The organism is Xanthomonas hortorum (assembly GCF_024339125.1).
In the GTDB taxonomy this organism is placed as follows: Bacteria; Pseudomonadota; Gammaproteobacteria; order Xanthomonadales; family Xanthomonadaceae; genus Xanthomonas; species Xanthomonas hortorum.
In genome coordinates this window covers 491,277-513,488 of the sequence record NZ_CP101417.1, presented here as the reverse complement: position 1 = coordinate 513,488, position 22,212 = coordinate 491,277, and the positions used below count along the sequence as shown (strand labels likewise).

Sequence of the window (22,212 nt, the reverse complement as noted above, 5' to 3'; positions counted from 1 at the left end):
ACGGTCCGGCCGTCCGCTCGTTCTCCCGGAAAATTCATGTCCAAATTCGCCTCGATCTGCCTGGTTGCCGGCCTGATCACCGCTGGCGCCGTCTCTGCAGAGGAAACCGCCGTGTCCAACGATCCCTACGCCTGGCTGGAAGATGTGACCGGCGCCAAACCGCTGGAGTGGGTGAAGGCGCAAAACGCCAAGACCGAAGCGCGGCTGGCCGCCACGCCCGCGTTCACGCAGATGGAAACCAGCATCCGCGAAGTGCTGGATTCGGACGCCAAGATTCCCGGCGTCCAGAAGATCGGCCCGTACTACTACAACTTCTGGAAGGACAAGCAGCACGAGCGCGGGCTGTGGCGGCGCACCACGCTGGACGAATACCGCAAGCCGGCGCCCAAGTGGGAAACCGTGCTGGATCTGGATGCGCTCAACAAGGCCGAAGGCGAGAACTGGGTCTGGCACGGTGCCGACTGCCTGCGCCCGGACTACCAGCGCTGCCTGATCGCGTTGTCGCGCGGCGGTGCCGATGCCGATGTCACGCGCGAGTTCGATCTGGCCGGCAAGCAGTGGGTCAAGGACGGCTTCTTCCGCCCGGAAGCCAAGGGTGGGCTGGGCTGGGTCGATAAAGACACCGTCTACGTCTACACCGATTTCGGCCCCGGCGCGCTGACCAGCTCCGGCTACCCGCGCATCGCCAAGCAGTGGAAGCGCGGCACTCCGCTGAGCGCAGCCACGGTGGTGTACGAAGGCAAGCCGACCGATATGTATATCGCCGCGATGCACGACGACACGCCCGGATTCGAGCGCGATTTCGTCAGCCGCACGCTGGCCTTCTACAACGAAGAGCTGTATTTCAAGGGTGCCGACGGCAAGCTGGTCAAGGTGGATGCGCCCAACTCGGCCAGCAAGGCGGTCAAGCGCGAATGGCTGACGCTGGAACTGCGCGACCCGTGGACGGTGGGCGGCAAGACCTACAAGGCCGGCTCGTTGCTGGTCACGCGGTTTGACGACTTCATGGCGGGCAAGCGCAACTTCGATGTGCTGTTCGAGCCCACCGACACCACCTCGCTGGCGGGCATCGCCTGGACCAAGTCGCACCTGGTGTTGAACGTGCTGGAAGACGTCAAGAACCGCCTGAGCGTGGTCACTCCCTCGCAGGATGGCTGGAAGAAGAGCGCCTTCGTCGGTGCGCCGGCGTTCGGTACCGTGGATGTCAGCGCGGTGGACAGCGACGACAGCGACGCGCTGTGGTTGACCGTCACCGATTATCTGACCCCGACCACGTTGTCGTGGGTGGAGGTGGGCAGCGCGCCGCAACCGCTCAAGACCATGCCGGCGTTCTTCGATGCCGGCAAGGACAGCATCGAACAGCACTTTGCCACCAGCAAGGACGGCACCCGCGTGCCGTATTTCCTGGTGCGTCCCAAGGACCTGAAGCTCGACGGCAGTGCACCGACGCTGCTGTACGGCTACGGCGGTTTCGAAATCTCGATGACGCCGAATTATTCCGGCTCAATGGGCCGCGCCTGGCTAGAAAAGGGCGGCGTCTACGTGGTGGCCAACATCCGCGGCGGTGGCGAATACGGTCCGCGCTGGCACCAGGCCGCGCTTAAGCAGAACCGCCACAAGGCCTACGAAGACATGGCTGCGGTGGCCAAGGACCTGGTCACGCGCAAGATCACCTCGACCAAGCATCTGGGCGTGCAGGGCGGCAGCAACGGCGGCCTGATGACCGGCAACATGCTCACCCAGTATCCGGAACTGTTCGGTGCGGTGGTGGTGCAGGTGCCATTGCTGGACATGAAGCGCTATAGCCATCTGCTGGCAGGCGCGTCGTGGATGGCCGAATACGGCAACCCGGATACCGACGACTGGAAGTTCATCCAGACCTTCTCGCCGTATCACCTGTTCGACCCGAAAAAGACCTATCCGCCGGTGATCTTCCTGACTTCCACGCGCGATGACCGGGTGCATCCAGGCCACGCACGCAAGATGGCAGCCAAGATGATCGAGGCCGGCAAGGACGTGACCTACTACGAGAACATCGAGGGCGGCCACGGCGGTGCGGCCAACAATGCGCAGGCGGCGCATATGGCGGCGCTGGCGTATAGCTTCCTGTGGGAGCGGTTGGCCGATTGAGGCGCCGGCCGGAAGTGGTTCTGTAAGTCGAGTTGCTTTCGTTGTGTCTTGCTCTGAAGAAAGCCCTGGGTCGATTGGCTCAGGGCTTTTTTTGTGCTTCCTTCTCCCTGCGGGAGAAGGTGCCCGAAGGGCGGATGAGGGTACGGTTTGCACGCGATAGTTGATGCTTGTTCAATGAAGCAACTGCGGAAGTAGAGTCTCGAGCAGAGGCTTGAGGCAAAGCCAAAGCCAAAGCCAAAGCCAAAGCCAAAGCCAAAGCCAAAGCCAAAGCCAAAGCCAAAGCCAAAGCCAAAGCCAAAGCCAAAGCCAAAGCCAAAGCCAAAGCCAAAGCCAAAGCCAAGGCTTCCGCGCCTTGCGGCGCGGGTTACTTTTGTTTCGGCAAAAGTAACCAAAACCATGTCGCCCGACGCGATCCGGTGCGATGGATCCGCACCGGTGCCCTGCGCTCCTCGCCACACGCGGCACGGCGCCCAAACTCGCTACGCTCAGACAGGGCGCCTCTTCGGCCACGCGTGGCTGCGGTGCTCGGCTCGCTCTAGGGCGAGGGGAGGCACAAGCCAGCAGCCAGAAAGCAAAAGCGCAAAAACAGAAGCGCAAAAGCAAAAGCGCAAAAGCAAAAGAACAAAAAAGCTCAGAGGCAGAAAAACAGCAGCTTTGGCTGTCTATATCGACTGCAATGAGTGGGCTGCTGGCGCTCTAGACGCAGCTGAGGCGATGAGCCGTGCTAATCGCGTATCGCTAAATCAAAGATGCCGCAACCCACGCGCAATCCGCTCTACCGCCTGCTCAAGGCGCGGCAGGCTCTGGGTATACGCAATACGGACGTGTTGATTGGCGCGATGAAAGCCGAAGTCGATGCCGGGGGTGAAGGCGACATGCTCAGTTTCCAGGAAGTGGGCGCAGAAGGCCTGGGCATCGCCGGAGAATGCGCTGATATCGGCGTACAGATAAAACGCGCCTTGTGGCTCGACGTCGATCTTGAAACCCAATGTGCGCAAGGCAGGCAGTAAATAATCGCGACGTTGCTGAAACTCGGCCCGGCGGGCTTCGAAGATGGCGATGCTTTCTGGCGTAAAACAGGCCAGTGCGGCGTGCTGGGCGATGGTGGAGGCGCTGATGTAGAGATTCTGCGCGAGTTTCTCCAGCTCGGGCACTGCCCTGGGTGGGGCGATCAGCCAGCCCAGGCGCCAGCCGGTCATGCCGAAATACTTGGAGAAACTGTTCAACACGTAGGCGCCGTCGTCTACTTCCAGCACGCTGTGCGCATCCATGCCATAGGTCAGGCCGTGATAGATCTCGTCCACCACCAAGTGGCCGCCGCGCGCATGCAAGGCCTGCGACAACGCCGCCAGTTGTTCGCGCGACAGCACACTGCCGGTGGGGTTTGCCGGCGAGGCGACCAGTGCGCCGACGCTATCGGCATTCCAGCAGGCGTCCACCAGGCCGGGCGTCAGTTGGTAATCGGTGTCCGCGCCGACCGGCACCAGTTGTGCGGCGCCTTCGACCAGGCGCAGAAAGTGACGGTTGCACGGATAGCCGGGGTCGGCGAGCAGCCAGTGTTTGTTCGGGTCGACCAACAGACTGCTGGCAAGCAGCAAGGCGCCGGAACCGCCGGGCGTGACCAGGATGCGTTCCGGATCGATGTCGCAGCCATAGCGCTGCGCATAAAACCCAGCGATGGCTGCGCGCAGTGCAGGAAGGCCGCGTGCGGCGGTGTAGCGGGTGTGCCCGGCGGCCAATGCGGCCTGTCCGGCGGCAACGATCGGTGCGGCGGTGGTGAAATCCGGTTCGCCGATTTCCAGGTGGATCACATCGTGGCCGGCCTGTTCGAGCGCGTTGGCGCGCGCCAGCAGCGACATCACATGGAACGGCGCGATGTCCTGACTGCGACGGCTATAACCGGAGGAGTGCGGAGGCGTGGTATCCATCGGCAGGATGGTAGACCAGTCATTGCACAGGTTTTGTTACCGCGCGGCAAAGATCACCGCGCGCCCGGGCGTGTGCGTCACCATGGATAACCATCGGGACCAGGTGCGTTCCCGCCGAATGCGAACGTAGTCCTTACGCGCAGACACGCACGGCCATCGGATTCTAGCGGTCGCTGCCCGGCCTGCCGCAGGCCACACACGATCATCCTGATCCCGGACGTCGCAACTTCGCTATCGCGCGCGGCACCAGACTCCTGGCACATGACGCTGCGCGCCGGTCTCTTCTACACTCGGGCGCTGGGATGGCATTGCGTTCATCCAACGGACCCCAATCTGATGAAGCCTGTCCTGACTCTTCTGATCGCCAGCCTGATGACCACATCTGTTCCCTCCGCCTTTGCAGCTCTCCCGTCGCCGCCGGACGTGGCCAAGCACCCACATGTGGTCAAGGCCCCGTTCGGTGCAACCCGCAACGACGATTACTACTGGTTGCGCGACGACAAGCGCGAAGACAAGGCGATGCTGGCCTACCTCAACGCCGAGAACGCCTACACCGACAAGGTGATGGCGCCGCTGAAGCCGTTGGAAGACACGCTGTATACCGAGATCGTCGGGCGCATCAAGCAGGACGACGCCAGCGTGCCGTATCGCGCACGTGGCTACTGGTATTACACCCGTTTCGAAGCCGGCAAGGATTACCCGATCCAGGCGCGCCGTAAAGGCAGCATGGAGGCACCGGAAGAGATCCTGCTGGACGTCAATCAGATGGCCGCAGGCAAGGGCTATTTCAGTGTCGGCGATGCGGAAGTCAGCCAGGACAATCGCATCCTGGCCTGGGCCGACGATGCCGTGGGCCGTCGCCAGTACACGATCCGTTTCAAGAATCTGGACACCGGCGAGATCTACCCGGACACCGTGGAAGGTGTCGCTGCGAACGTGGTCTGGGCCGACGATAACAAGACCCTGTTCTATATCGAAAACGATCCGGAAACACTGCTCACCGTGCGGGTGAAGAAGCACGTGCTGGGCACGCCCTCCAAGAGCGACGTGCTGGTCTATGAAGAGAAGGACGACAGCTTCTACATGGGCATCAGCCGTACCCGCGACGACAAGTACATCGTCATCGGCGTGGAAAGCACGGTGTCGTCCGAATCGCGCTACGCGCCGGCCGACAAGCCCGAGCGCTTCACCGTGCTGGCCAAGCGCGAGCGCGATGTCGAGTATCACCCCGAGCATTTCGATGGCCGCTGGGTGATCCGCACCAATGCCGATGGCGCCAAGAACTTCAAGCTGGTGACTGCGCCCACCGATGCGACCACGCGCAAGCAGTGGACCGATTGGGTGGCGCACGACGACAACGTCTACATCGAAAATTTTGAGCTGTTCGATGGCTTTACGGCGATCGAAGAGCGCTCCGGTGGGCTGGAACGCGTACGCCTGCTCAAGCGCGATGGCAGTCATGAGTACGTCAAGGCGGACGAGCCGGCGTATTCGATGGGCCTGGCGATCAACGCCGAGCCTGACACGGCCTGGTTGCGTTACAGCTATACCTCGCTGACCACACCGGCAACGACGTACGAGCTCAATACGCAGACCGGCGAGCGCAAGTTGCTCAAGCAGCAGCCGGTGATTGGCTACGACTCCAGCAAGTACGTCACCGAGCGCGTGTGGGTGACTGCGCGCGACGGCGTCAAGGTGCCGGTGTCACTGGTCTACAAACAGGGCTTCAAGAAGGACGGCACTGCCGCGCTGTTCCAGTACGCCTATGGCAGCTACGGCATGTCGATGGACCCGGCGTTCAATCTGCCGGCGATCAGCCTGGTGGACCGTGGCGTGGTGTATGCCATCGCGCATATCCGCGGCGGGCAGGAAATGGGCCGGCAGTGGTACGACGACGGCAAGTTGTTGCACAAGAAGAACACCTTCACCGACTTCGTCGATGTCACGCGCGGGTTGGTTGCGCAGGGCTATGCAGCCAAGGATCGCGTCGCCGCATCCGGTGGCAGCGCCGGTGGCCTGCTGATGGGCGCGGTGGCCAACATGGCCCCGCAGGACTACCGCGTGATGGTCGCGCAGGTGCCGTTTGTCGATGTGGTCACCACCATGCTCGACGCCAGCATCCCGCTCACCACCAACGAATACGACGAGTGGGGCAACCCGGAAAACAAGGCCTATTACGACTACATGCTGTCGTACTCGCCGTACGACAACGTGCGCAAACAGGCCTACCCGGCGTTGTTCGTCGGCACCGGTCTGTGGGATTCGCAGGTGCAGTATTGGGAGCCGGCGAAGTGGGTCGCCAAACTGCGCGACGACAACACCGGCACCCAGCCGATCGTGTTCCGCACCAACATGGAAGCCGGCCACGGCGGCAAATCCGGCCGCTTCCGTCGCTACCGCGAGGCGGCCGAATCGTATGCGTTTGTGCTGGATCAGCTTGGGGTCAAGTAGGTTGAGGGGCGGGGATTTGGGAATCGGGATTTGGGATTGGTAAGAGCAGGGCTCCAGTTCCTGCGTGCAGACGTACCCTCATCCGCCCTTCGGGCACCTTCTCCCGGTGGGAGAAGGGGGGCGCTGACCACCTCACCCCCCACTGGTCGTATCATTTACCCATGACGCGACCGACTCGATTCCGCTGGGCCTGGTGGTTGCTGGCCTACGCCAGCCTGGCCACCGGCATCGTCGGTATCTTCGTGCCCGGGTTGCCGACCACCGTCTTCATTCTTATTTCCGCCTGGGCCGCCTCGCATGGCTCCGAGCGTCTGCACAACTGGCTGCTCTCGCATCCGCGCTTCGGCCCGGCCATTGTCGAATGGCAGACCTATCGCGCGGTCAGCCGCAAGGCCAAATGGATGGCCACGCTCACCATGACCGTCTGCGCCGGCATCATGCTGTGGTGCGTGCCGGTGTTCTGGGTCAAATGCCTGTCGATCGGCAGCATGGCGGTGGTGGCGATCTGGCTGTGGCTGCGCCCCGAGCCGCCACCGCGCACCTTGCCCACCGCGCCCTGAGCGCACGGCAGTCAGGGTGTTCTGGCTATACTTCGGTGCATGAGTATTCTGTCCCGACCATCCGTTCGCCTCGCACTGGTTGGTGCGACCTTTGTCCTGCTTGCCGCTTGCGGTAACAAGGGCCCGCTGGTGATGCCGCAGAAGCCGGTGCCGGTGGAAGCCCAGCCCGTGCCGCAGCCGCCGGATGCGCCGCAACCGCTGGACGAGTCGACGCCGGCGCCTGCGCCGGTGAACACCGACACCCAGCCCGCGCCCACCACCGACCAGCCCGCTAGCCGCGGCAATGAGCGCTGACGGTCGCAGCGGGCGCCTGCGTTTCACCAAAATGCATGGCGCCGGTAACGATTTCGTGGTGCTGGACCTGCGCGACGGCACGCCACCGCCGGATGCCGCGCTGGCCGCACGTCTGGCCGACCGTCACTTCGGCGTGGGCTGCGACCAGATCCTGACCATCGAAGCGCCACGCAGCAGTGAGGCGGTGGCCGCTTACGGCATCTGGAATTCCGACGGCTCGGCCGCGCGCCAATGCGGCAACGGTGCGCGCTGTGTCGCCGCCTGGTTGGTGCGCGATGGCACGGCGCAGGGCGATGATTTCGTCATCGACAGCCCGTTCACCGCGCACCGCGTGCAGCGTCTGGACGCCGGCACCTATGCGGTGGCGATGGGCGTGCCGCACTTCGAGCCCACGCAGATCCCGTTGGCCGGCTTTGCACATGCGCGCGAGGAATACGCGCTGCCGGTGCACGGCGAGACCGTGCGCTTTGGCGCGGTGTCGATGGGCAACCCCCACGCCGTGATCGAGGTGGGTCGCGTGGATGCTGCGCCGGTGGAGCGCGTGGGTGGATTGTTGCAGCAGAATGCCGCGTTTCCCGATTCGGTCAACGTCGGCTTTGTGCAGGTTGTCGAGCCCACGCATGTGCGTCTGCGCGTGTTCGAGCGCGGCGTCGGCGAAACCCTGGCCTGCGGCAGTGGCGCGTGCGCAGCCGCCGTGGTGCTGATGCAGCGCGGCCGTGTGGAACGCGATGTGCGCGTGTCCTTGCCCGGTGGCGAGCTGCGCATCCGCTGGGCCGGCGATCAGCAGGAAGTGGTGATGTCCGGCCCGGCCGTGTTCGTTTTCGATGGAGAGTGGAACTGATGAGCGAGAGCGTGGATAAATTCAGCGCGCACGAGGTGGCCACGTGGTTGCGACGCCACCCGACCTTCCTCAAACAGTTCCCGGATCTTGCGGTGAGTTTGCTGGTGCCACGCGACGACGGCCCGACCGCCTCGCTGGCCACCTATCAGCTGGAAGTGTTGCGCGACAAGAATCGTGAGCTGTCGCGGCGATTGCACGAACTTGGCCACAACGCCCAGGACAACGAACGCCTGGCGGTGCGCACGCATCAACTGACGCTGGCGCTGATGCGTCAGACCAGCGCGGCCGACACGCTCAAGGCGATGGCGGCCTCGCTGGCAGAAGATTTCAATGGCGAACTGGTGCGGCTGGTGTTGCTGACGCCGGTCGCCGGACTGGACGCGGACTGGCTGCAGGTCATCGCCGCCGATGACGCGCGCTTGGCGCCGTTCCGCGATTGTCTGAGCGACGGCGAGCCGATCTGCGGCCGCCTGCAGACCGAAAAACATGCACTGCTGTATGCCGAGCAAGCCGCCGAGGTGCAATCGACCGCGCTGCTGCCGTTGCCCGGCATCGGCCTGATCGCGGTCGGCAGCAGCGATGCCAATCGTTTCTATCCTGGCATGGGGACGCTGTTTCTGCGCATGATGGGCGAATCGTTGAGCGTCGCACTGCAACGCTTCGACGCATGATGCGCACCGCAGGGCGCGCCGATGCGAGCGACCTGCAGTGGATGGTTGCTCCGATGGCGCGGCAGCGAGGAATTTAAAGATGTCTTCGGTCGAAGACTTTCTTGCATATCTTCAGGTCGAACGGCAGGTGTCTGCGCACACGCTGGATGCCTATCGGCGCGATCTGGCCGCGTTGGTGAGCTGGGCGGCCGAGCAAAAGAGTGAAGATGGCGCGCCGTTGGATGTTGCGCTGCTGGACAGCGCGCAACTCACCAGTGCGCAGTTGCGTCAGTTCGTCGCTGCCGAGCATCGACGCGGTCTGTCGCCCAAGAGCCTGCAGCGCCGGCTCTCGGCATGCCGCAGCTATTACGCCTGGCTGCTCAAGCATGGCCGCATTGCGGCCAGCCCGGCAGCAGCGATGCGTGCGCCCAAGGCGCCGCGCAAATTGCCGCAGGTATTGGATGCCGATGAAGCGGTGCGCCTGGTCGAAGTGCCGACCGATGCGCCGCTGGGTTTGCGTGACCGAGCCTTGCTGGAACTGTTCTATTCGGCAGGACTGCGCTTGAGCGAGCTGTGCGCACTGCGCTGGCGCGATCTGGATCTGGAGAGCGGCCTGGTGATGGTGCTGGGCAAGGGCGAAAAGCAGCGCCTGGTGCCGGTAGGTTCGCATGCGATCACCGCACTGCGCGCGTGGCTGCGCGATAGCGGCGGGCGTGCCGAAACGCATGTGTTCCCCGGCCGTGCGGGCGGTGCGATTTCGCAGCGTGCGGTACAGATCCGCATCAAGCAACTGGCGGTGCGCCAGGGCATGTTCAAGGACGTGCATCCGCATATGCTGCGGCACAGTTTTGCCAGCCACATTCTTGAATCGTCCGGCGATCTGCGCGGCGTGCAGGAGTTGCTCGGCCACTCGGATATCGCCACTACGCAGATCTACACGCATCTGGATTTCCAGCATCTGGCCAAGGTGTACGACGCCGCGCATCCGCGTGCCAAGCGCAAGAAAGCTGATGAGTGAGTAGTGCGTAGTGCCGGAAGCCGCGGATTGAGTGGTGTGCAGCGCAGGAGGTCGCCGATTGAGTTGTGTGCAGCCGCGTGCAGTTGATGCACGTCGCTGAGCGACCACCGCACGCATGACGCTGTTAAGCCCCTCTCCCGGCGGGAGAGGGGTTGGGGTGAGGGTACGAGCGCCAGCGCCGCTCAACGTCATCGAGGATTTCCTGCGCCAACGCCGAGATGAGTGAGTGCGGGCGAAGCGCGCGCACACTGACATGTCCGCGCAGTGCGCTCGCACTCCTGCCCTCTGAGCGCGCTGCATCAGCCGCCCGCAGCACATGCGCGCAGCGCGCTTGAACCCGGCAGGGGCGTCCCCACCTCATTGGAAACCCCCGGAGGACCCATGGACCCCAGCCAGAATCCCAACATCGTTCACGCCACCACCATCATTTCGGTTCGGCGTGGTGGGCATGTCGCCGTTGCCGGCGATGGCCAGGTCACGCTTGGCCATACCGTCATGAAGGGCAATGCGCGCAAGGTGCGCCGGCTTGGCCGCGAGGGTCAGGTGTTGGCCGGTTTTGCCGGCGCTGCCGCCGATGCGTTCACCTTGTTCGAGTTGTTCGAAGCCAAGCTCGACAAGCACGGCCAGCTGACTCGCGCAGCGGTGGAATTGGCCAAGGATTGGCGCACCGAGCGCCGCCTGGGCAAGCTCGAAGCCCTGCTTGCAGTCGCCGATAAAGAGACCTCGCTGATCATCAGCGGCACCGGCGATGTCATCGAGCCGGAAGACGGCATCATCGCCATCGGCTCGGGCGGCTCGTACGCCTTGTCGGCCGCCCGCGCGCTGCTGGCGCACACCGAACTGGATGCCAAGACCATCGCCACCGAAGCGATCCACATCGCTGGCGATATCTGTATCTATACCAATCGCAATGTGGTGGTCGAAGAGCTGTGAATCGGGATTTAGGATTGGGGATTTGCAAAAGCACTCCTTTCCCTGCGCCCGGACACGCATCGATCGTTCCTACTCCGCTTTTACGAACCCCCAATCCCCAATGCCAAATCCCGATACCTCAACCATGACTCCGCGCGAAATCGTGCAGGAGCTCGACCGTCATATCGTTGGCCAGCACGACGCCAAGCGCGCGGTCGCCATTGCGCTGCGTAATCGCTGGCGCCGGATGCAGTTGCCGGAAGAACTGCGCAACGAAGTGATGCCCAAGAACATCCTGATGATCGGCCCCACCGGCGTCGGCAAGACCGAGATCGCGCGACGTTTGGCCACATTGGCCAATGCGCCGTTCGTCAAAGTGGAAGCCACGCGCTTTACCGAAGTGGGGTACGTCGGCAAGGACGTGGAGCAGATCATTCGCGATCTGGCCGACACCTCGGTCAAGTTGTATCGCGAGCAGGCCAAGGTGCGCGTGCGCAACCAGGCCGAAGAGCGCGCCGAAGATCGCATCCTGGATGCGCTGCTGCCGCGCCGCGCAGCGGGGATTGGCTTCGATCCGGAAGCCGCGCGTAACGAGCCGTCATCGCAAGACAACGAAACCCGCATCAAGTTTCGCCGCATGCTGCGCAATGGTGAGCTGGACGAGCGCGAGATCGAACTGGAAGTCGCGGTCAATGCCAGCATGGACATCATGACCCCGCCGGGCATGGAAGAAATGGGCCAGCAGTTGCGGCAGATGTTTTCCAATCTGGGCAGCGGCAAGTCGCAGAAGCGCAAACTCACCATCAAGGCCGCGCGCCCGCTGCTGATCGAAGAAGAGGCCGGCAAGCTGGTCAACGAAGACGACGTGCGTGCTGCAGCGATCGAAGCCTGCGAGCAGCACGGCATCGTGTTCATCGATGAGATCGACAAGGTCGCCAAGCGTGGCGAAGCCGGTTCGACCGGTGGCGATGTCAGTCGCGAAGGTGTGCAGCGCGATCTGCTGCCATTGGTGGAAGGTTCCAACGTGTCGACCAAGTACGGCACGGTCAAGACCGACCATATTCTCTTCATCGCGTCCGGCGCGTTCCATCTGGCCAAGCCCAGCGATCTGATTCCCGAATTGCAGGGCCGTTTTCCGATCCGGGTGGAATTGACCGCACTGACCAAGGCCGATTTCGTGCGCATCCTTACCGAGCCCAAGGCCGCGTTGATCAAGCAGTACGAAGCCTTGTTGCAAACCGAGGGCGTGAACTTGACCTTCGGTGCCGATGCGGTGGACCGGCTGGCCGAGATCGCCGCGCAGGTCAACGAGCGCCAGGAGAATATCGGTGCACGTCGTCTGCACACGGTGTTGGAGCGCTTGCTGGATACGCTCAGCTACGAAGCCCCGGATCGCGATGGACAGAGCGTCGCCGTAGACGCGGCGTATGTCGATGCGCAGTTGGGTGAGCTGGTGCAGGATCCGGATCTGAGCCGCTACATCCTTTAAGGCATGCAGTGTGTTGCAACGCAAAGGCCCGCCGATTCGGCGGGCCTTTGCGTTGTGTGCATCGCGCATCGAAATCAGCAACGCGTGACGTGCCTGTTTACAGCGCGCATGCACAAGGCTGCGCGGCGACTGCGTGCCATCGTTAGCGAGAACCACCATGGCGCAGATTGGCGCTGTAGCGATGCAGTAACTCCATGTGCACCTGCGCGTAGGCGGTGTCGGTCAGGCTGGTGGCCAGTGGCGAGGTGACTGCAGCCCGCGCCGCTTCCGCGCGCGCCTGGTCCAGATCTTCGCTGCGTGCGGCCAGATCGGCGAGCACGAACACCTTGTCCGGCTGCACTTCCACGTAGCCACCGCAGACATAGATCTGCAACGGCTCGCCGCTGACCGGGTGGATATGCAGCATGCCTTCGGCCAGGATGGTCAGCAGCGGCGTGTGCCGTGCCATCACGCCGAAGCGGCCCTCGCTTCCGGGAAGGCTGACCTCGCGCACTTCGCCGCTCCACAACGCACCGCTCAGGCTGACGATGTCCAGTTGCAGGGAGTGCGCAGTGGACGTGTTGGACACCTGTTCGTTGGCCGCTGCCATCAATGATCCATCGGGTAAAACGCGAGCTTAGCGCCGGGCGTGTCAAAAGACCTTGATTGATATCAACTCGGATGAGCGTGCCAGGCATTGCGTGCCGGCAAGCGCTGTCCAGTCTGCTCAGCTGGCATCAGTCCTCGCCGATGTCTTCGTTCCACACGTCGGGGTTGGCGGAAATATAGCCGCCCAGCAGGTCGATGCATTCCTGGCTTTGCAGGTCGATGACGTTGACGCCGTGCTCGCGCAGCCAGGACACACCGCCCTGGAACGTGACCGACTCGCCAACCACCACCGTGCCGATATTGAACTGGCGTACCAGCCCGCTGCAGTACCAGCAGGGCGCCAGCGTGGTGACCATGATGGTGTCCTTGTAGCGGCGCTGGCGGCCGGCCTTGCGGAAGGCATCGGTCTCGCCGTGCACGGACGGGTCGTTTTCCTGTACGCGGCGGTTGTGACCGCAACCGAGCAGACGCCCGTCGTTGTGATACAGCGCAGCGCCGATCGGGATGCCGCCTTCGGCCAGGCCTTGGCGGGCTTCGGCGATGGCGGTGTCGAGCAGGGCGCGGTAGTCGGGGGTGGTGATCATGCAGGCTCCTGGGTGGCGGCGTCGGCGCGACGCAGCATGTCGATGTGGGGAATGCCGTCTTCCAGATACACGGCGGAAGATGGCGTAAAACCGTGTGCGGCGTAGAACGCTTGCAGGTGCGATTGCGCACCCAGTTGCACGGCGCTGGCCGGCCAGTGTTGCTGCATCACGCGCAAGCCTTCGCGTAGCAGCGCATGCGCAAAGCCGTGACCACGCTGCGCGGCGGCAATGACCACCCGGCCGATACTGGGTTCGGAATAACTCACGCCGGGCGGCAACACGCGCAGATAAGCGGCCAACGCAGCGTCGTCAGTGCTGCCGAGCAGATGCAACACGCCCGGCAACACGTCCTTGCCGTCCAGCTCCGGATACGCGCACTGCTGCTCCACCACAAACACATCCGAGCGCAGCCGCAGCAGCGCATACAGCTGCGTGGTGCTCAGTTGCTCGAAGCGCAGACATTGCCAGCGCAGCGAGAGCGAATGGGAGGACGAAGAAGACATCACCGCATGATAGCGGCTGCGTCGGCTTAGAGTGGCTAACAAAACGTAGCGAGCGAGCGCCTGTCAGTGAGTGCAGCGGTTTTGTCGGCCGCATCTCGATGGATGCAGTCAAAGGTCCAGATCAAACGCTGAGTGGGTCGAATGCGCGGTGCCCTCACCGCTCGCTGGACACGCCGCAAGTACGTCCATGTAGGCTCGGTGGCGGCATCCATGCCGCCACACGGTCCCGCAATCGGCGAGGGCACCGCACAGAGAGTGGATTGGTTGCTTTGTTTAAAACCATGCATAACGACCATCTCGACTGGTCCTTGCCCGCCCACCGTCGCGGGACCTTACGCGGCATGGATGCCGCGTAAGAGCTTACAAGGACGTACTTGCAGCGTGTCCCGCGATGGTGGGCGGGCAAGGACCTGCAGCCAGACAGCAGATCAGCCGGCCTGCAGTGGACTGGCGTGAAGTAGTTTTGTTAGCCGCTCTTAGTCGACTGCGCTGCCGGTGTCGATTGCCACCACTACCGACATGCCCGCGCGCAGGCGCGCTGCCATCGGCTGGCCGGGATCGATGCTGATGCGCAGCGGAATACGCTGGGCGATCTTGACGAAATTGCCGGTGGCGTTATCGGCCGGCAACACGCTGAACTCCGAACCGGCGGCCGGGGAAATTTCCTGTACGCGTCCTTGCAGACGTGCATTGTTGAGCGCATCCACCGTGAAGCTGGCGCGCTGGCCGATGCGGATCTTCGCCATCTGGGTTTCCTTGAAATTGGCCACGATCCACAGCGTGTCCGGCACCAGCGACATCAGCTGCGTGCCATTGGTGACGTAGGCGCCCTGGCGCACGCCGAGCTGACCCAGCTGACCATCGCGCGGGGCAACAATGCGCGTATTGTCCAGATTGATCTGCGCCAGTTTCACGGCCGCTTGCGCATTGGCAACCGCCGCTTGCAGCGCGGCGCGATTGACGGTGACGCTGCGTGCATTTTCTTCGGCGGCCTGCACCGCGGCGCGTGCCTGCGCCACGCCGGCATCGGCCTGCGCGCGTGCGGCGAAGGCGGTGTCGCGATCCTGCTCGGAGACCAATTGCTGGCTGGCCAGTTGCTGCGTGCGTGCGTAGGCCGAGCGGGTACGGTCACGTTGCGCCTGATTGCTGCTCAGTGCCGCGCGTTGTTCGGCGATGGTGGCATCGGCGCTATGCCGCTGCTGGTCCCAGTTGGACAGGTTGGCTTGCGCGGTCTGCACCTGCGCCCTGGCCTGCTCGAGTTGCTGGGCATAGATGCGGTCGTCGATCTTTGCCAGTAACTGGCCGTGTTTGACGTGCGCAAAGTCCTGCACCGGCACCTGCGTGACATAGCCGCTGACCTGTGGCGCGATCACGGTGATCTGCCCGTGCACCATCGCGTTCTCGGTGCGCTCGATGGCACTGACGAACGGCGGCAGGCGCCATGCATACAGCACCAGCAACACGCCAATGAGCGCCAGCCCGCCGAAGCCGAGTGCGCCAGCGATGCGGCGACGTCTGCGACGTTGCTGATCGGCGAGAGAAGTTGAATCTGCAGGTGTATTCATGGGCGCGCAGTGGAAACAGGAGAGAGGGGCGACACGGGTGGGCGCACATAACGCCGCCACACCAGCACGGACAGGATCCATAGCCCGGTGGCGATGGCGATGCAGCCGATCAACAGAAACACGTCGTTATAGGCGAGTACATTGGCTTCTCGCGTGGCCACGCTGCCCAATGCACGCACGCCTTGGGCCTGGCGCAGCGCCGGGTCGCCGATGCTGCGGCCATACAGGCTTGCATAGGCTTGCACGCGCGCGGCCACTTGCGGGTCGCTCAATACCAGATGTTCGACGAGCTGGCTGGAATGGTATTTCTCCCGCACCACCTGCACTGTGCCGAGCAGGGCGCTGCCAAGCAGGCCGCCCATGTTCTGCGCCATGCCGAACAGCACCACGAAGCTGATCAGATTGCCGGGTTGCGCAATCACCCGGCCCAGCCCCGCGACCATTGCCGGGCCGATGAAGAAGGTGCTGCCGAAGGCGAGCAGAAACTGGCTGACGTACATCTGCTCAGGCCGGGTCAGGCTGGTGGCATCGGCATCCATGAAGCAACCGATACAGATCGCGGCAACCGCAATGATCAGATGCTCGGCCACCCGCGCCGGATTGATCAGCCACGCGCTGGCGGCCACCCCGGCCACCGCGCCCAACAGCATCAGCGCGAACAGGGTCTGCAATTGTGTGTTCGCCAGTCCCAGGGTCTGGAAAAAGCCGATCGCGCCAGTGCTTTGTTCGGACAGCACCAGCCGGATCAGCAGAATCGCCAGGCCCAGCCGCAGCATGTCGCCGCTAGCCAGCCAGCGCGTGTTGATCATCGGGTTACGGCGGTTGTGCTCGATCCACGCTGCCGTGCACAGCAGCACGATGGAGGCGGCAAGCACCACGCCCAGCCACGGCGTACTGGTCCACCACAGCAACCGTCCCAGCGAGAGCATCGCCGCCAGACCGGCCGAACCGGCGGCGAACAGGCTGAAGGTGAGGAAATCCAGTGGCTCGAACACGCGATAGCGATCGCTCGGCGGCAGCTTGAGCGCCAGCACGCAGGCCAGCGCGAAGACCGCCAGACCGAATTCGAACAGATACAGGCCCTGCCACTCGCCAAATTCCAGCAAATCGGTGGAAAACACCCGCGCCAACGGCAATGCGAGTTGGGTGACGCCCAGCCCGGTCACCACCGCCTTGAGCCGGTACCTGGCTGGAAACGCCTGGATCACGTAATACAGCCCCAGCGAACTGAGCGCCGCGCCCACCAGCCCGTGCGCAGCACGCACGGTAATGGCCGAGCTCAGGCTGTGCACGAACAGATGCGCGAAGGCGATGGCCGCATACAGCGCCAGGAAGATCTCGGTGAACCGGCGCAGCCCGAACTGCTGGCGAAATTTCACCAGCAGCAGGTTGGCCGACATGTTGGTCATCACATACGCGGCCGGCAGCCAGGCCATTTCAGTGGCGTAGGCGCCCAGCGTGCCTTGCAGATAGGTCAGGTTGGCGGTGACCAGCGCATTGCTCAGCCCACCGGTCAGCGCCACCACCACGCCGACCAGCCCGTACTGGATGCGCCGCCGGGTGGGGTGCAGGGGCGTGGAGGCCGACCCCGGCAGGGTGGGCTTCTCATGGGGCTGCCAGTCGCGCTGGACGTACTTGTCGCGCACCGAATGCTCGCTGGGCCAGTCGCTGAAGAAGACGGCGATTGTGGTCCGGTTGCGGTCATGGCGGCGTCAGCAGTGCGATAATCCGCCCATGAGCGAATCTCCCTATACCTCCGGCACCACCCATTTCGGCTTCCGCGACGTCGCTGCCAAGGACAAGCAGAAGCTGGTCGGCGAAGTGTTCACCTCGGTCGCGCGCAACTACGACCTGATGAACGATCTGATGAGTCTGGGCGTGCACCGCGCATGGAAACGCTACTTCGTGGCGACCGCGCAGGTGAAGCCGGGCGACCGCGTGCTGGACCTGGCCGGCGGTACCGGCGATATCGCCGTGCTGCTCAAGGAGCGTGTGGGCAACGAGGGCGCGGTGGTGCTGGGCGACATCAACGCCGGCATGCTCTCGGTGGGCCGCGACCGGCTGACCAACCGTGGCCTGGTGGCTGGCTTCGACTACGTACAATGCAATGCCGAGGCGCTGCCGTTCCCGGATCAGAGCTTCGATCTGGTGACCATTTCCTTCGGCTTGCGCAATGTCACCGACAAGGACGCCGCGCTGCGCGAGATGTACCGCGTGTTGAAGGTGGGCGGGCAGGCGCGCGTGCTGGAATTTTCCGAAGTCACCGCCGAGTGGTTCAAGCCGATCTACGACTTCCACTCGTTCAAGATTTTGCCGAAGTTGGGCCAGCTGTTCGCACGTGATGCCGACAGCTACCAGTACCTGGCCGAGAGCATCCGCAAGCATCCGCCGCAGGAATCGCTCAAGGGCATGATGGGCGAGGCCGGATTTGCGCGTTGCCACTTCAAGAATCTGACCGGCGGCATCGTGGCGATCCACTCCGGTTACAAGATCTGAGAGTGATCCGACGCGGCGTTGGCTGAGCGTCTGGTCCGGCGTGCATCGCGCGCCGGATATCGCGCAAGGACGCTGCGCTTGTGTTCGCTTGCCGCGCCATCACGACTTGCGCGCCTGCGTTTGCCGACAAACTTTTGAGACTCCCGTCGCGTTGGCTCCACCAATGGTCGGCGACACTAGGCCACCTTTCGCTGGAGACGTGCATGCGCTTGTACGCAGGACTGTCGCGCGTGTTTCCTCGCTCCTTCAGCGCCAAGCTGCTGGCGGTGACGTTTGTCGGCATCCATTTGCCGCTGCTGTTGCTGATCGTCTGGCTGGCATCGCAAAGCGAGTTGGGTGGACGCCCGCTGTGGTCGGTGGTGATCGTGGCATTGCTGGCCACGCTGGCGGGCACCGCGCTGACGCTGTCTGCACTGTATCGCCTGCTCGCGCCACTGCGCATCGCCGCCGACGCGCTGGATGCGTACTACGCCGACCAACGCCTGCCCACGCTGCCCGAACATGGCGACGACGAGTTGGGGCGTTTGCTGCGCGGCATCAATCGCAGCCTGCGCGGTATCGATGCCGGCATGCGCGATCTCAAGAAGCACGCCTTGTTCGATTCGCTGACCGAGGCGTTGAACCGGCGCGGCTGCGAGCAGGCGATGCTGGACTCGGTCACCGCCGCGCAGCGCGAAGGCTGGCCTTTCGTGTTGTTCGTGCTGGACATGGACAACCTCAAGACGATCAACGACCGTTTCGGCCATCTGGCCGGCGACCGCGTGTTGGTGCGGCTGGTGGAATCGGCGTACGGCTGGCTCGGTGCGCAGGACTGGATCGGGCGTTGGGGCGGTGATGAATTTTTGATCGGCGTGCATGCCGGCGAAGACGAGGCCACGCTCAAACTCAATCAATGGCTGTCGATGCTCGAACGCGACGATGCCGACGAAGCGCCGCTGCATGTCAGCGCCGGCAGCGCGGTCTGCGAGCAGGGTCTGGATGCCACCGAGTTGTATCGACGCGCCGATGCGGCGATGTACCGCGCCAAGTTCTCCGGCGGCCGGCGCCTGGTGCGCGACGGGCACGATACCCCGCGCAGTCATCCGGTGACCTGAGCCGCCAGCGATGGCACGGGCAGGCAATGGCCCAGAGCGCTAAAATGCCCGATTCCCCTTGCTGCGGTGCCGTCGATGCGCTTCCCGTTCCTGTCGCTGTCTCTGGCCGTCTCCATTGCGCTGGCCGGCTGTTCCAACGAGTCCACACCGCCAGCCGCGACCAACGCGGCACCGGCCGCCACCGTCAAGGCCCCCGTGAAAGCAGACGCCCGCAACCACGACGAAAGCTCCTACGCCCAGCCGCAGCTGGTGGTCATCAAGGATCTGGCGCTGGACCTGAAGCTGGATTTCGACGCCAAGCAGATTGGCGGCACCGTCACCTACACGCTGGAGTGGAAGGACAAGGCCGCCAAACAGCTGGTGCTGGACACGCGCGAGCTGAGCATCGCGCAGGTGCAGGCCGACGATGGCAAGGGCACGCTGGCGCCGCTGCAGTTCGCGCTGGCGCCGGCCGACAAGACCTTCGGCAGCAAGCTCACCATCGAGACGCCGACTCAGCCGTCCAAGATCGTGATCACGTATCACACCGCACCGACCGCCTCGGGCCTGCAGTGGCTGGAGCCGTCGATGACCGAAGGCAAGCAGCTGCCTTTCATGTTCAGCCAGTCGCAGGCGATCCACGCGCGCAGCTGGGTGCCGTTGCAGGACACCCCGAGCGTGCGCTTCACCTATAGCGCGCATGTGACCTCGCGCCCGGACGTGATGGTGCTGATGAGCGCCGACAACGACCCCAAGGCCGCGCGCGATGGCGATTACAGCTTCAAGATGCCCGAGCCGATTCCGTCCTATCTGCTGGCGATTGCTGCAGGCGATGTGGTGTTCAAGCCGATTTCCGCGCGCTCGGGTGTGTGGGCCGAGCCGGCCATGGCCGACAAGGCCGCCAAGGAATTCGAAGACACCGAAAAGATGATCGGTGCCGCCGAAAAACTCTATGGCCCGTATCGCTGGGGCCGTTACGACATGCTGGTGCTGCCGCCGTCGTTCCCGTTCGGCGGCATGGAGAATCCGCGCCTGACCTTTGCCACGCCCACGGTGATCGTCGGCGACAAGTCGCTGGTGTCGCTGGTCGCGCACGAACTGGCGCATAGCTGGTCGGGCAACCTGGTGACCAATGCCAGCTGGAAGGACATCTGGCTCAACGAAGGTTTCACCACCTACGTGCAGGCGCGCATCACCGAGGCGCTGTACGGCGCCGAGATGGCCGAGATGGAGCGCGAGATCGACCAGGGCGATCTGCTGGCCGAAGTAAAGGACATGGCGCCGGCCGACCAGGCATTGGCATTGCCGCCGCTGGCCGAGCGTGACCCCGACGAAGCCTTGAGCCAGGTGGCCTACGTCAAGGGCGCGTGGTTCCTGCAGTTCCTGGAGCAGCGTTTCGGCCGCGAAGTGTTCGACCCTTTCCTGCGCGGCTGGTTCGACGATCACGCGTTTCAGAGCGCCACCACCGACCAGTTCGTCGATTACCTCAACAAGAACCTGCTGGACAAGCATCCCAATACCGTAAGCGCGGCCGAAGTGGATGCGTGGTTGAAGCAGCCGGGCATCCCGGCCTTCGCCACCAAGGCCCGCTCGCGCAGCTTCTCGATCGTGGACACCGCACGCATCGCCTGGAGCGGCAGCGGCACGCTACCCAACAAGCAGGTCACCGGCGAGTGGGGCACGCAGGAGTGGGTGCATTTCCTCAGCGGCATGGGCGCCACGCTCAAGCCTGAGCAACTCAAGCAGCTGGATGATGCCTACCACTTCACCGGCACCCCGAACGGCGAAATCGCGATGCGTTGGTACCCGCTGGCGATCCGTAGCGGCTACACCGACGCACAGGCCGCTGCAGGCGAGTTCATCGAACGCGTTGGTCGCCGCAAGCTGGTGCTGCCGATCTACGCCGAACTGTTGAAGACCCCGGACGGCATCGCCTTCGCCGAACAGGCCTTCGAAAAAGCCAAGCCCAGCTATCACCCGATCACCACCGCCTCGGTGGCCGAGATGATTGCCAAGGCCAAGGCGGCACCGCCCAAGCAGCCGTAATGGCAGGGGAGGGCGGTGCAGACGCCTTCCCGCCGCTTCCATCGCTGTTGTAGGAGCGCACCCGGGCGCGATGTGGCATTCCCGGTGCAGCCCCATCGCGCCCAGGTGCGCTCCTACAGTGTCTGGCCGTCTGATCGCGGGCAGGCTGTCTGCGTAGGCCCTCGATCAATTCCATCGGGGCAGGCTAGTATCGTTGCCATTGAATTCGCCCCGGAGTCGACGATGAAGTATCTGTTGAGCGCGGCCCTGTGCGTCGCTGCATTGAGTGGCTGTACTGACCGCGAGGCACAACGTCAGGCGCAGGAGACCGCGCAGGCACAAGCCAAGGAACAGCAAGCCGATGCGCTCGCCAAGCAATACGACGAGGCAGTGAAGGCTGAAAACTGGGATATGGCACGCGCGCATGGCGCCGCGTTGCTGGAAGGCTACGCCGGCACCGCTGCGGCCACGCGCATCGAGCCCGGTTACGCCGACATCAAGGCCAAGGGCGAGCAGGCGCGCGAACTGCGCCGCATGCAGGCGTTATGGCAATACTCACAGGTGCCGGCCAAGGGCGGCACGCAGCGCTCGGCGATGATCGATGCCAAGGACCGCGTGGATGTGGACGGCAGCGGCCCGAAGCCGGTGAGCCTGGTGTTCCGCGATCACCCGCAGTGGAAGCGCCACAGCTATCTGGTGCTCAAGGCCGGCGACTTCAACTGCTACAGCGGCTGCAAGGTGCAGGTCTCGGCCGACGGCGGTGCAGCGCGCCCGATGGCCGCGCATCGCCCCGACACCGACGAAGCGATCGCGATGTTCATCGACGACGACAAGGCGCTGTGGAAATTGGTGCGTAATGCCAAGCGCATCAGCATCGCGTTCCCGGTGAAAGCCGGCGGCACGCGCACCGCCGAGTTCGAAGTGGGTGGGCTGGATAACACGCAGATGCCGGGCTGGAAATAGACGCCACTGCCGACCGAGCGGCACATAGACGCGCGGTCGGTGCACTGCATCGGCACGTGCCGCGCGTCTATCCTGGTGATTGCGCAAGGTGTGCATTCGCCTAACGATGGCCTGCCGTGTTGCGTTCACCACTCTCACGTCT

20 protein-coding genes are annotated in these 22,212 nt (G+C 63.7%); 13 read left to right on the top strand and 7 right to left on the bottom strand.

The features are described 5' to 3' along the window. Positions 1–36: 36 nt before the first annotated feature. Positions 37–2,130, top strand: a complete 2,094-nt coding sequence (locus NMB96_RS02060) for a prolyl oligopeptidase family serine peptidase (protein ID WP_023905196.1) — start codon at positions 37–39, stop codon at positions 2,128–2,130. A gap of 79 nt (positions 2,131–2,209) precedes the next feature. On the opposite strand, the gene NMB96_RS02055 is transcribed toward NMB96_RS02060, so the two are convergent. Together NMB96_RS02055 and NMB96_RS02050 are read right to left on the bottom strand one after the other, a co-directional pair. Further along, positions 2,210–2,470: a hypothetical protein gene (locus tag NMB96_RS02055; RefSeq protein WP_255086100.1), complete on the bottom strand. Its 261-nt coding sequence runs from the start codon at positions 2,468–2,470 to the stop codon at positions 2,210–2,212. Positions 2,471–2,873: 403 nt separating this feature from the next. Next, entirely contained in the window at positions 2,874–4,058 is a 1,185-nt protein-coding gene (locus NMB96_RS02050; protein WP_023905195.1) for a pyridoxal phosphate-dependent aminotransferase, read from the bottom strand. A gap of 336 nt (positions 4,059–4,394) precedes the next feature. On the opposite strand from NMB96_RS02050, the gene NMB96_RS02045 reads away from it, so the two are divergent. The 8 genes from NMB96_RS02045 (at position 4,395) to hslU (ending at position 12,273) form a co-directional block, all read left to right on the top strand. After that, positions 4,395–6,509, top strand: coding sequence for a S9 family peptidase (locus NMB96_RS02045; protein ID WP_023905193.1), 2,115 nt, complete (start codon positions 4,395–4,397; stop codon positions 6,507–6,509). Between the two features lie 161 nt (positions 6,510–6,670). After that, positions 6,671–7,069 (top strand): YbaN family protein, encoded by a 399-nt coding sequence (locus NMB96_RS02040; RefSeq protein ID WP_023905192.1) that lies wholly within the window; start codon positions 6,671–6,673, stop codon positions 7,067–7,069. A gap of 39 nt (positions 7,070–7,108) precedes the next feature. Then, the gene (gene lptM, locus NMB96_RS02035; protein WP_104549567.1) at positions 7,109–7,363 is read left to right on the top strand and encodes an LPS translocon maturation chaperone LptM; all 255 of its coding nucleotides are present in this window, start codon (positions 7,109–7,111) and stop codon (positions 7,361–7,363) included. Next, positions 7,353–8,204, top strand: coding sequence for a diaminopimelate epimerase (gene dapF / locus NMB96_RS02030; protein WP_023905190.1), 852 nt, complete (start codon positions 7,353–7,355; stop codon positions 8,202–8,204). The genes lptM and dapF overlap by 11 nt, the downstream gene beginning before the upstream one ends. Beyond that, positions 8,204–8,875 carry a DUF484 family protein gene (locus NMB96_RS02025; protein ID WP_006451316.1) on the top strand — a complete coding sequence of 224 codons (672 nt, stop codon included), beginning with the start codon at positions 8,204–8,206 and terminating at the stop codon, positions 8,873–8,875. The genes dapF and NMB96_RS02025 overlap by 1 nt, the downstream gene beginning before the upstream one ends. Before the next feature lie 79 nt (positions 8,876–8,954). After that, positions 8,955–9,872 carry a tyrosine recombinase XerC gene (xerC, locus tag NMB96_RS02020; protein ID WP_023905188.1) on the top strand — a complete coding sequence of 306 codons (918 nt, stop codon included), beginning with the start codon at positions 8,955–8,957 and terminating at the stop codon, positions 9,870–9,872. A 381-nt stretch (positions 9,873–10,253) separates the two neighbouring features. After that, positions 10,254–10,805: an ATP-dependent protease subunit HslV gene (gene hslV, locus NMB96_RS02015; protein WP_006451318.1), complete on the top strand. Its 552-nt coding sequence runs from the start codon at positions 10,254–10,256 to the stop codon at positions 10,803–10,805. Between the two features lie 100 nt (positions 10,806–10,905). Beyond that, on the top strand, positions 10,906–12,273 hold the full coding sequence (gene hslU, locus NMB96_RS02010) for an ATP-dependent protease ATPase subunit HslU (protein ID WP_043889451.1): 1,368 nt from the start codon (positions 10,906–10,908) through the stop codon (positions 12,271–12,273). A 142-nt stretch (positions 12,274–12,415) separates the two neighbouring features. Here hslU and atpC read toward each other — a convergent pair whose 3' ends face one another. The 5 genes from atpC to NMB96_RS01985 all read right to left on the bottom strand — a co-directional run bounded on the left by atpC (position 12,416) and on the right by NMB96_RS01985 (position 17,159). Further along, positions 12,416–12,862, bottom strand: a complete 447-nt coding sequence (gene atpC / locus NMB96_RS02005) for an ATP synthase F1 subunit epsilon (RefSeq protein ID WP_023905186.1) — start codon at positions 12,860–12,862, stop codon at positions 12,416–12,418. Positions 12,863–12,989: 127 nt separating this feature from the next. After that, positions 12,990–13,445, bottom strand: a complete 456-nt coding sequence (locus NMB96_RS02000) for a nucleoside deaminase (protein ID WP_006451321.1) — start codon at positions 13,443–13,445, stop codon at positions 12,990–12,992. Beyond that, positions 13,442–13,948, bottom strand: a complete 507-nt coding sequence (locus NMB96_RS01995) for a GNAT family N-acetyltransferase (protein WP_043889450.1) — start codon at positions 13,946–13,948, stop codon at positions 13,442–13,444. The genes NMB96_RS02000 and NMB96_RS01995 overlap by 4 nt, the downstream gene beginning before the upstream one ends. 476 nt (positions 13,949–14,424) lie before the next feature. Next, positions 14,425–15,513, bottom strand: a complete 1,089-nt coding sequence (locus tag NMB96_RS01990) for an HlyD family secretion protein (RefSeq protein WP_043889449.1) — start codon at positions 15,511–15,513, stop codon at positions 14,425–14,427. Next, complete coding sequence (locus NMB96_RS01985) at positions 15,510–17,159, bottom strand: MFS transporter (RefSeq protein WP_183086643.1); 1,650 nt, start codon at positions 17,157–17,159, stop codon at positions 15,510–15,512. Before NMB96_RS01985 ends, NMB96_RS01990 begins: the two co-directional genes overlap by 4 nt. 88 nt (positions 17,160–17,247) lie before the next feature. On the opposite strand from NMB96_RS01985, the gene ubiE reads away from it, so the two are divergent. The 4 genes from ubiE (at position 17,248) to NMB96_RS01965 (ending at position 22,070) form a co-directional block, all read left to right on the top strand. Beyond that, the gene (gene ubiE / locus NMB96_RS01980; RefSeq protein ID WP_043889448.1) at positions 17,248–18,009 is read left to right on the top strand and encodes a bifunctional demethylmenaquinone methyltransferase/2-methoxy-6-polyprenyl-1,4-benzoquinol methylase UbiE; all 762 of its coding nucleotides are present in this window, start codon (positions 17,248–17,250) and stop codon (positions 18,007–18,009) included. A gap of 203 nt (positions 18,010–18,212) precedes the next feature. After that, positions 18,213–19,103 (top strand): GGDEF domain-containing protein, encoded by an 891-nt coding sequence (locus NMB96_RS01975; protein WP_006452547.1) that lies wholly within the window; start codon positions 18,213–18,215, stop codon positions 19,101–19,103. A gap of 75 nt (positions 19,104–19,178) precedes the next feature. Then, positions 19,179–21,128, top strand: coding sequence for a M1 family metallopeptidase (locus NMB96_RS01970; protein ID WP_255086094.1), 1,950 nt, complete (start codon positions 19,179–19,181; stop codon positions 21,126–21,128). Between the two features lie 222 nt (positions 21,129–21,350). Beyond that, positions 21,351–22,070: a hypothetical protein gene (locus NMB96_RS01965; RefSeq protein WP_023905179.1), complete on the top strand. Its 720-nt coding sequence runs from the start codon at positions 21,351–21,353 to the stop codon at positions 22,068–22,070. Positions 22,071–22,212 lie beyond the last annotated feature (142 nt).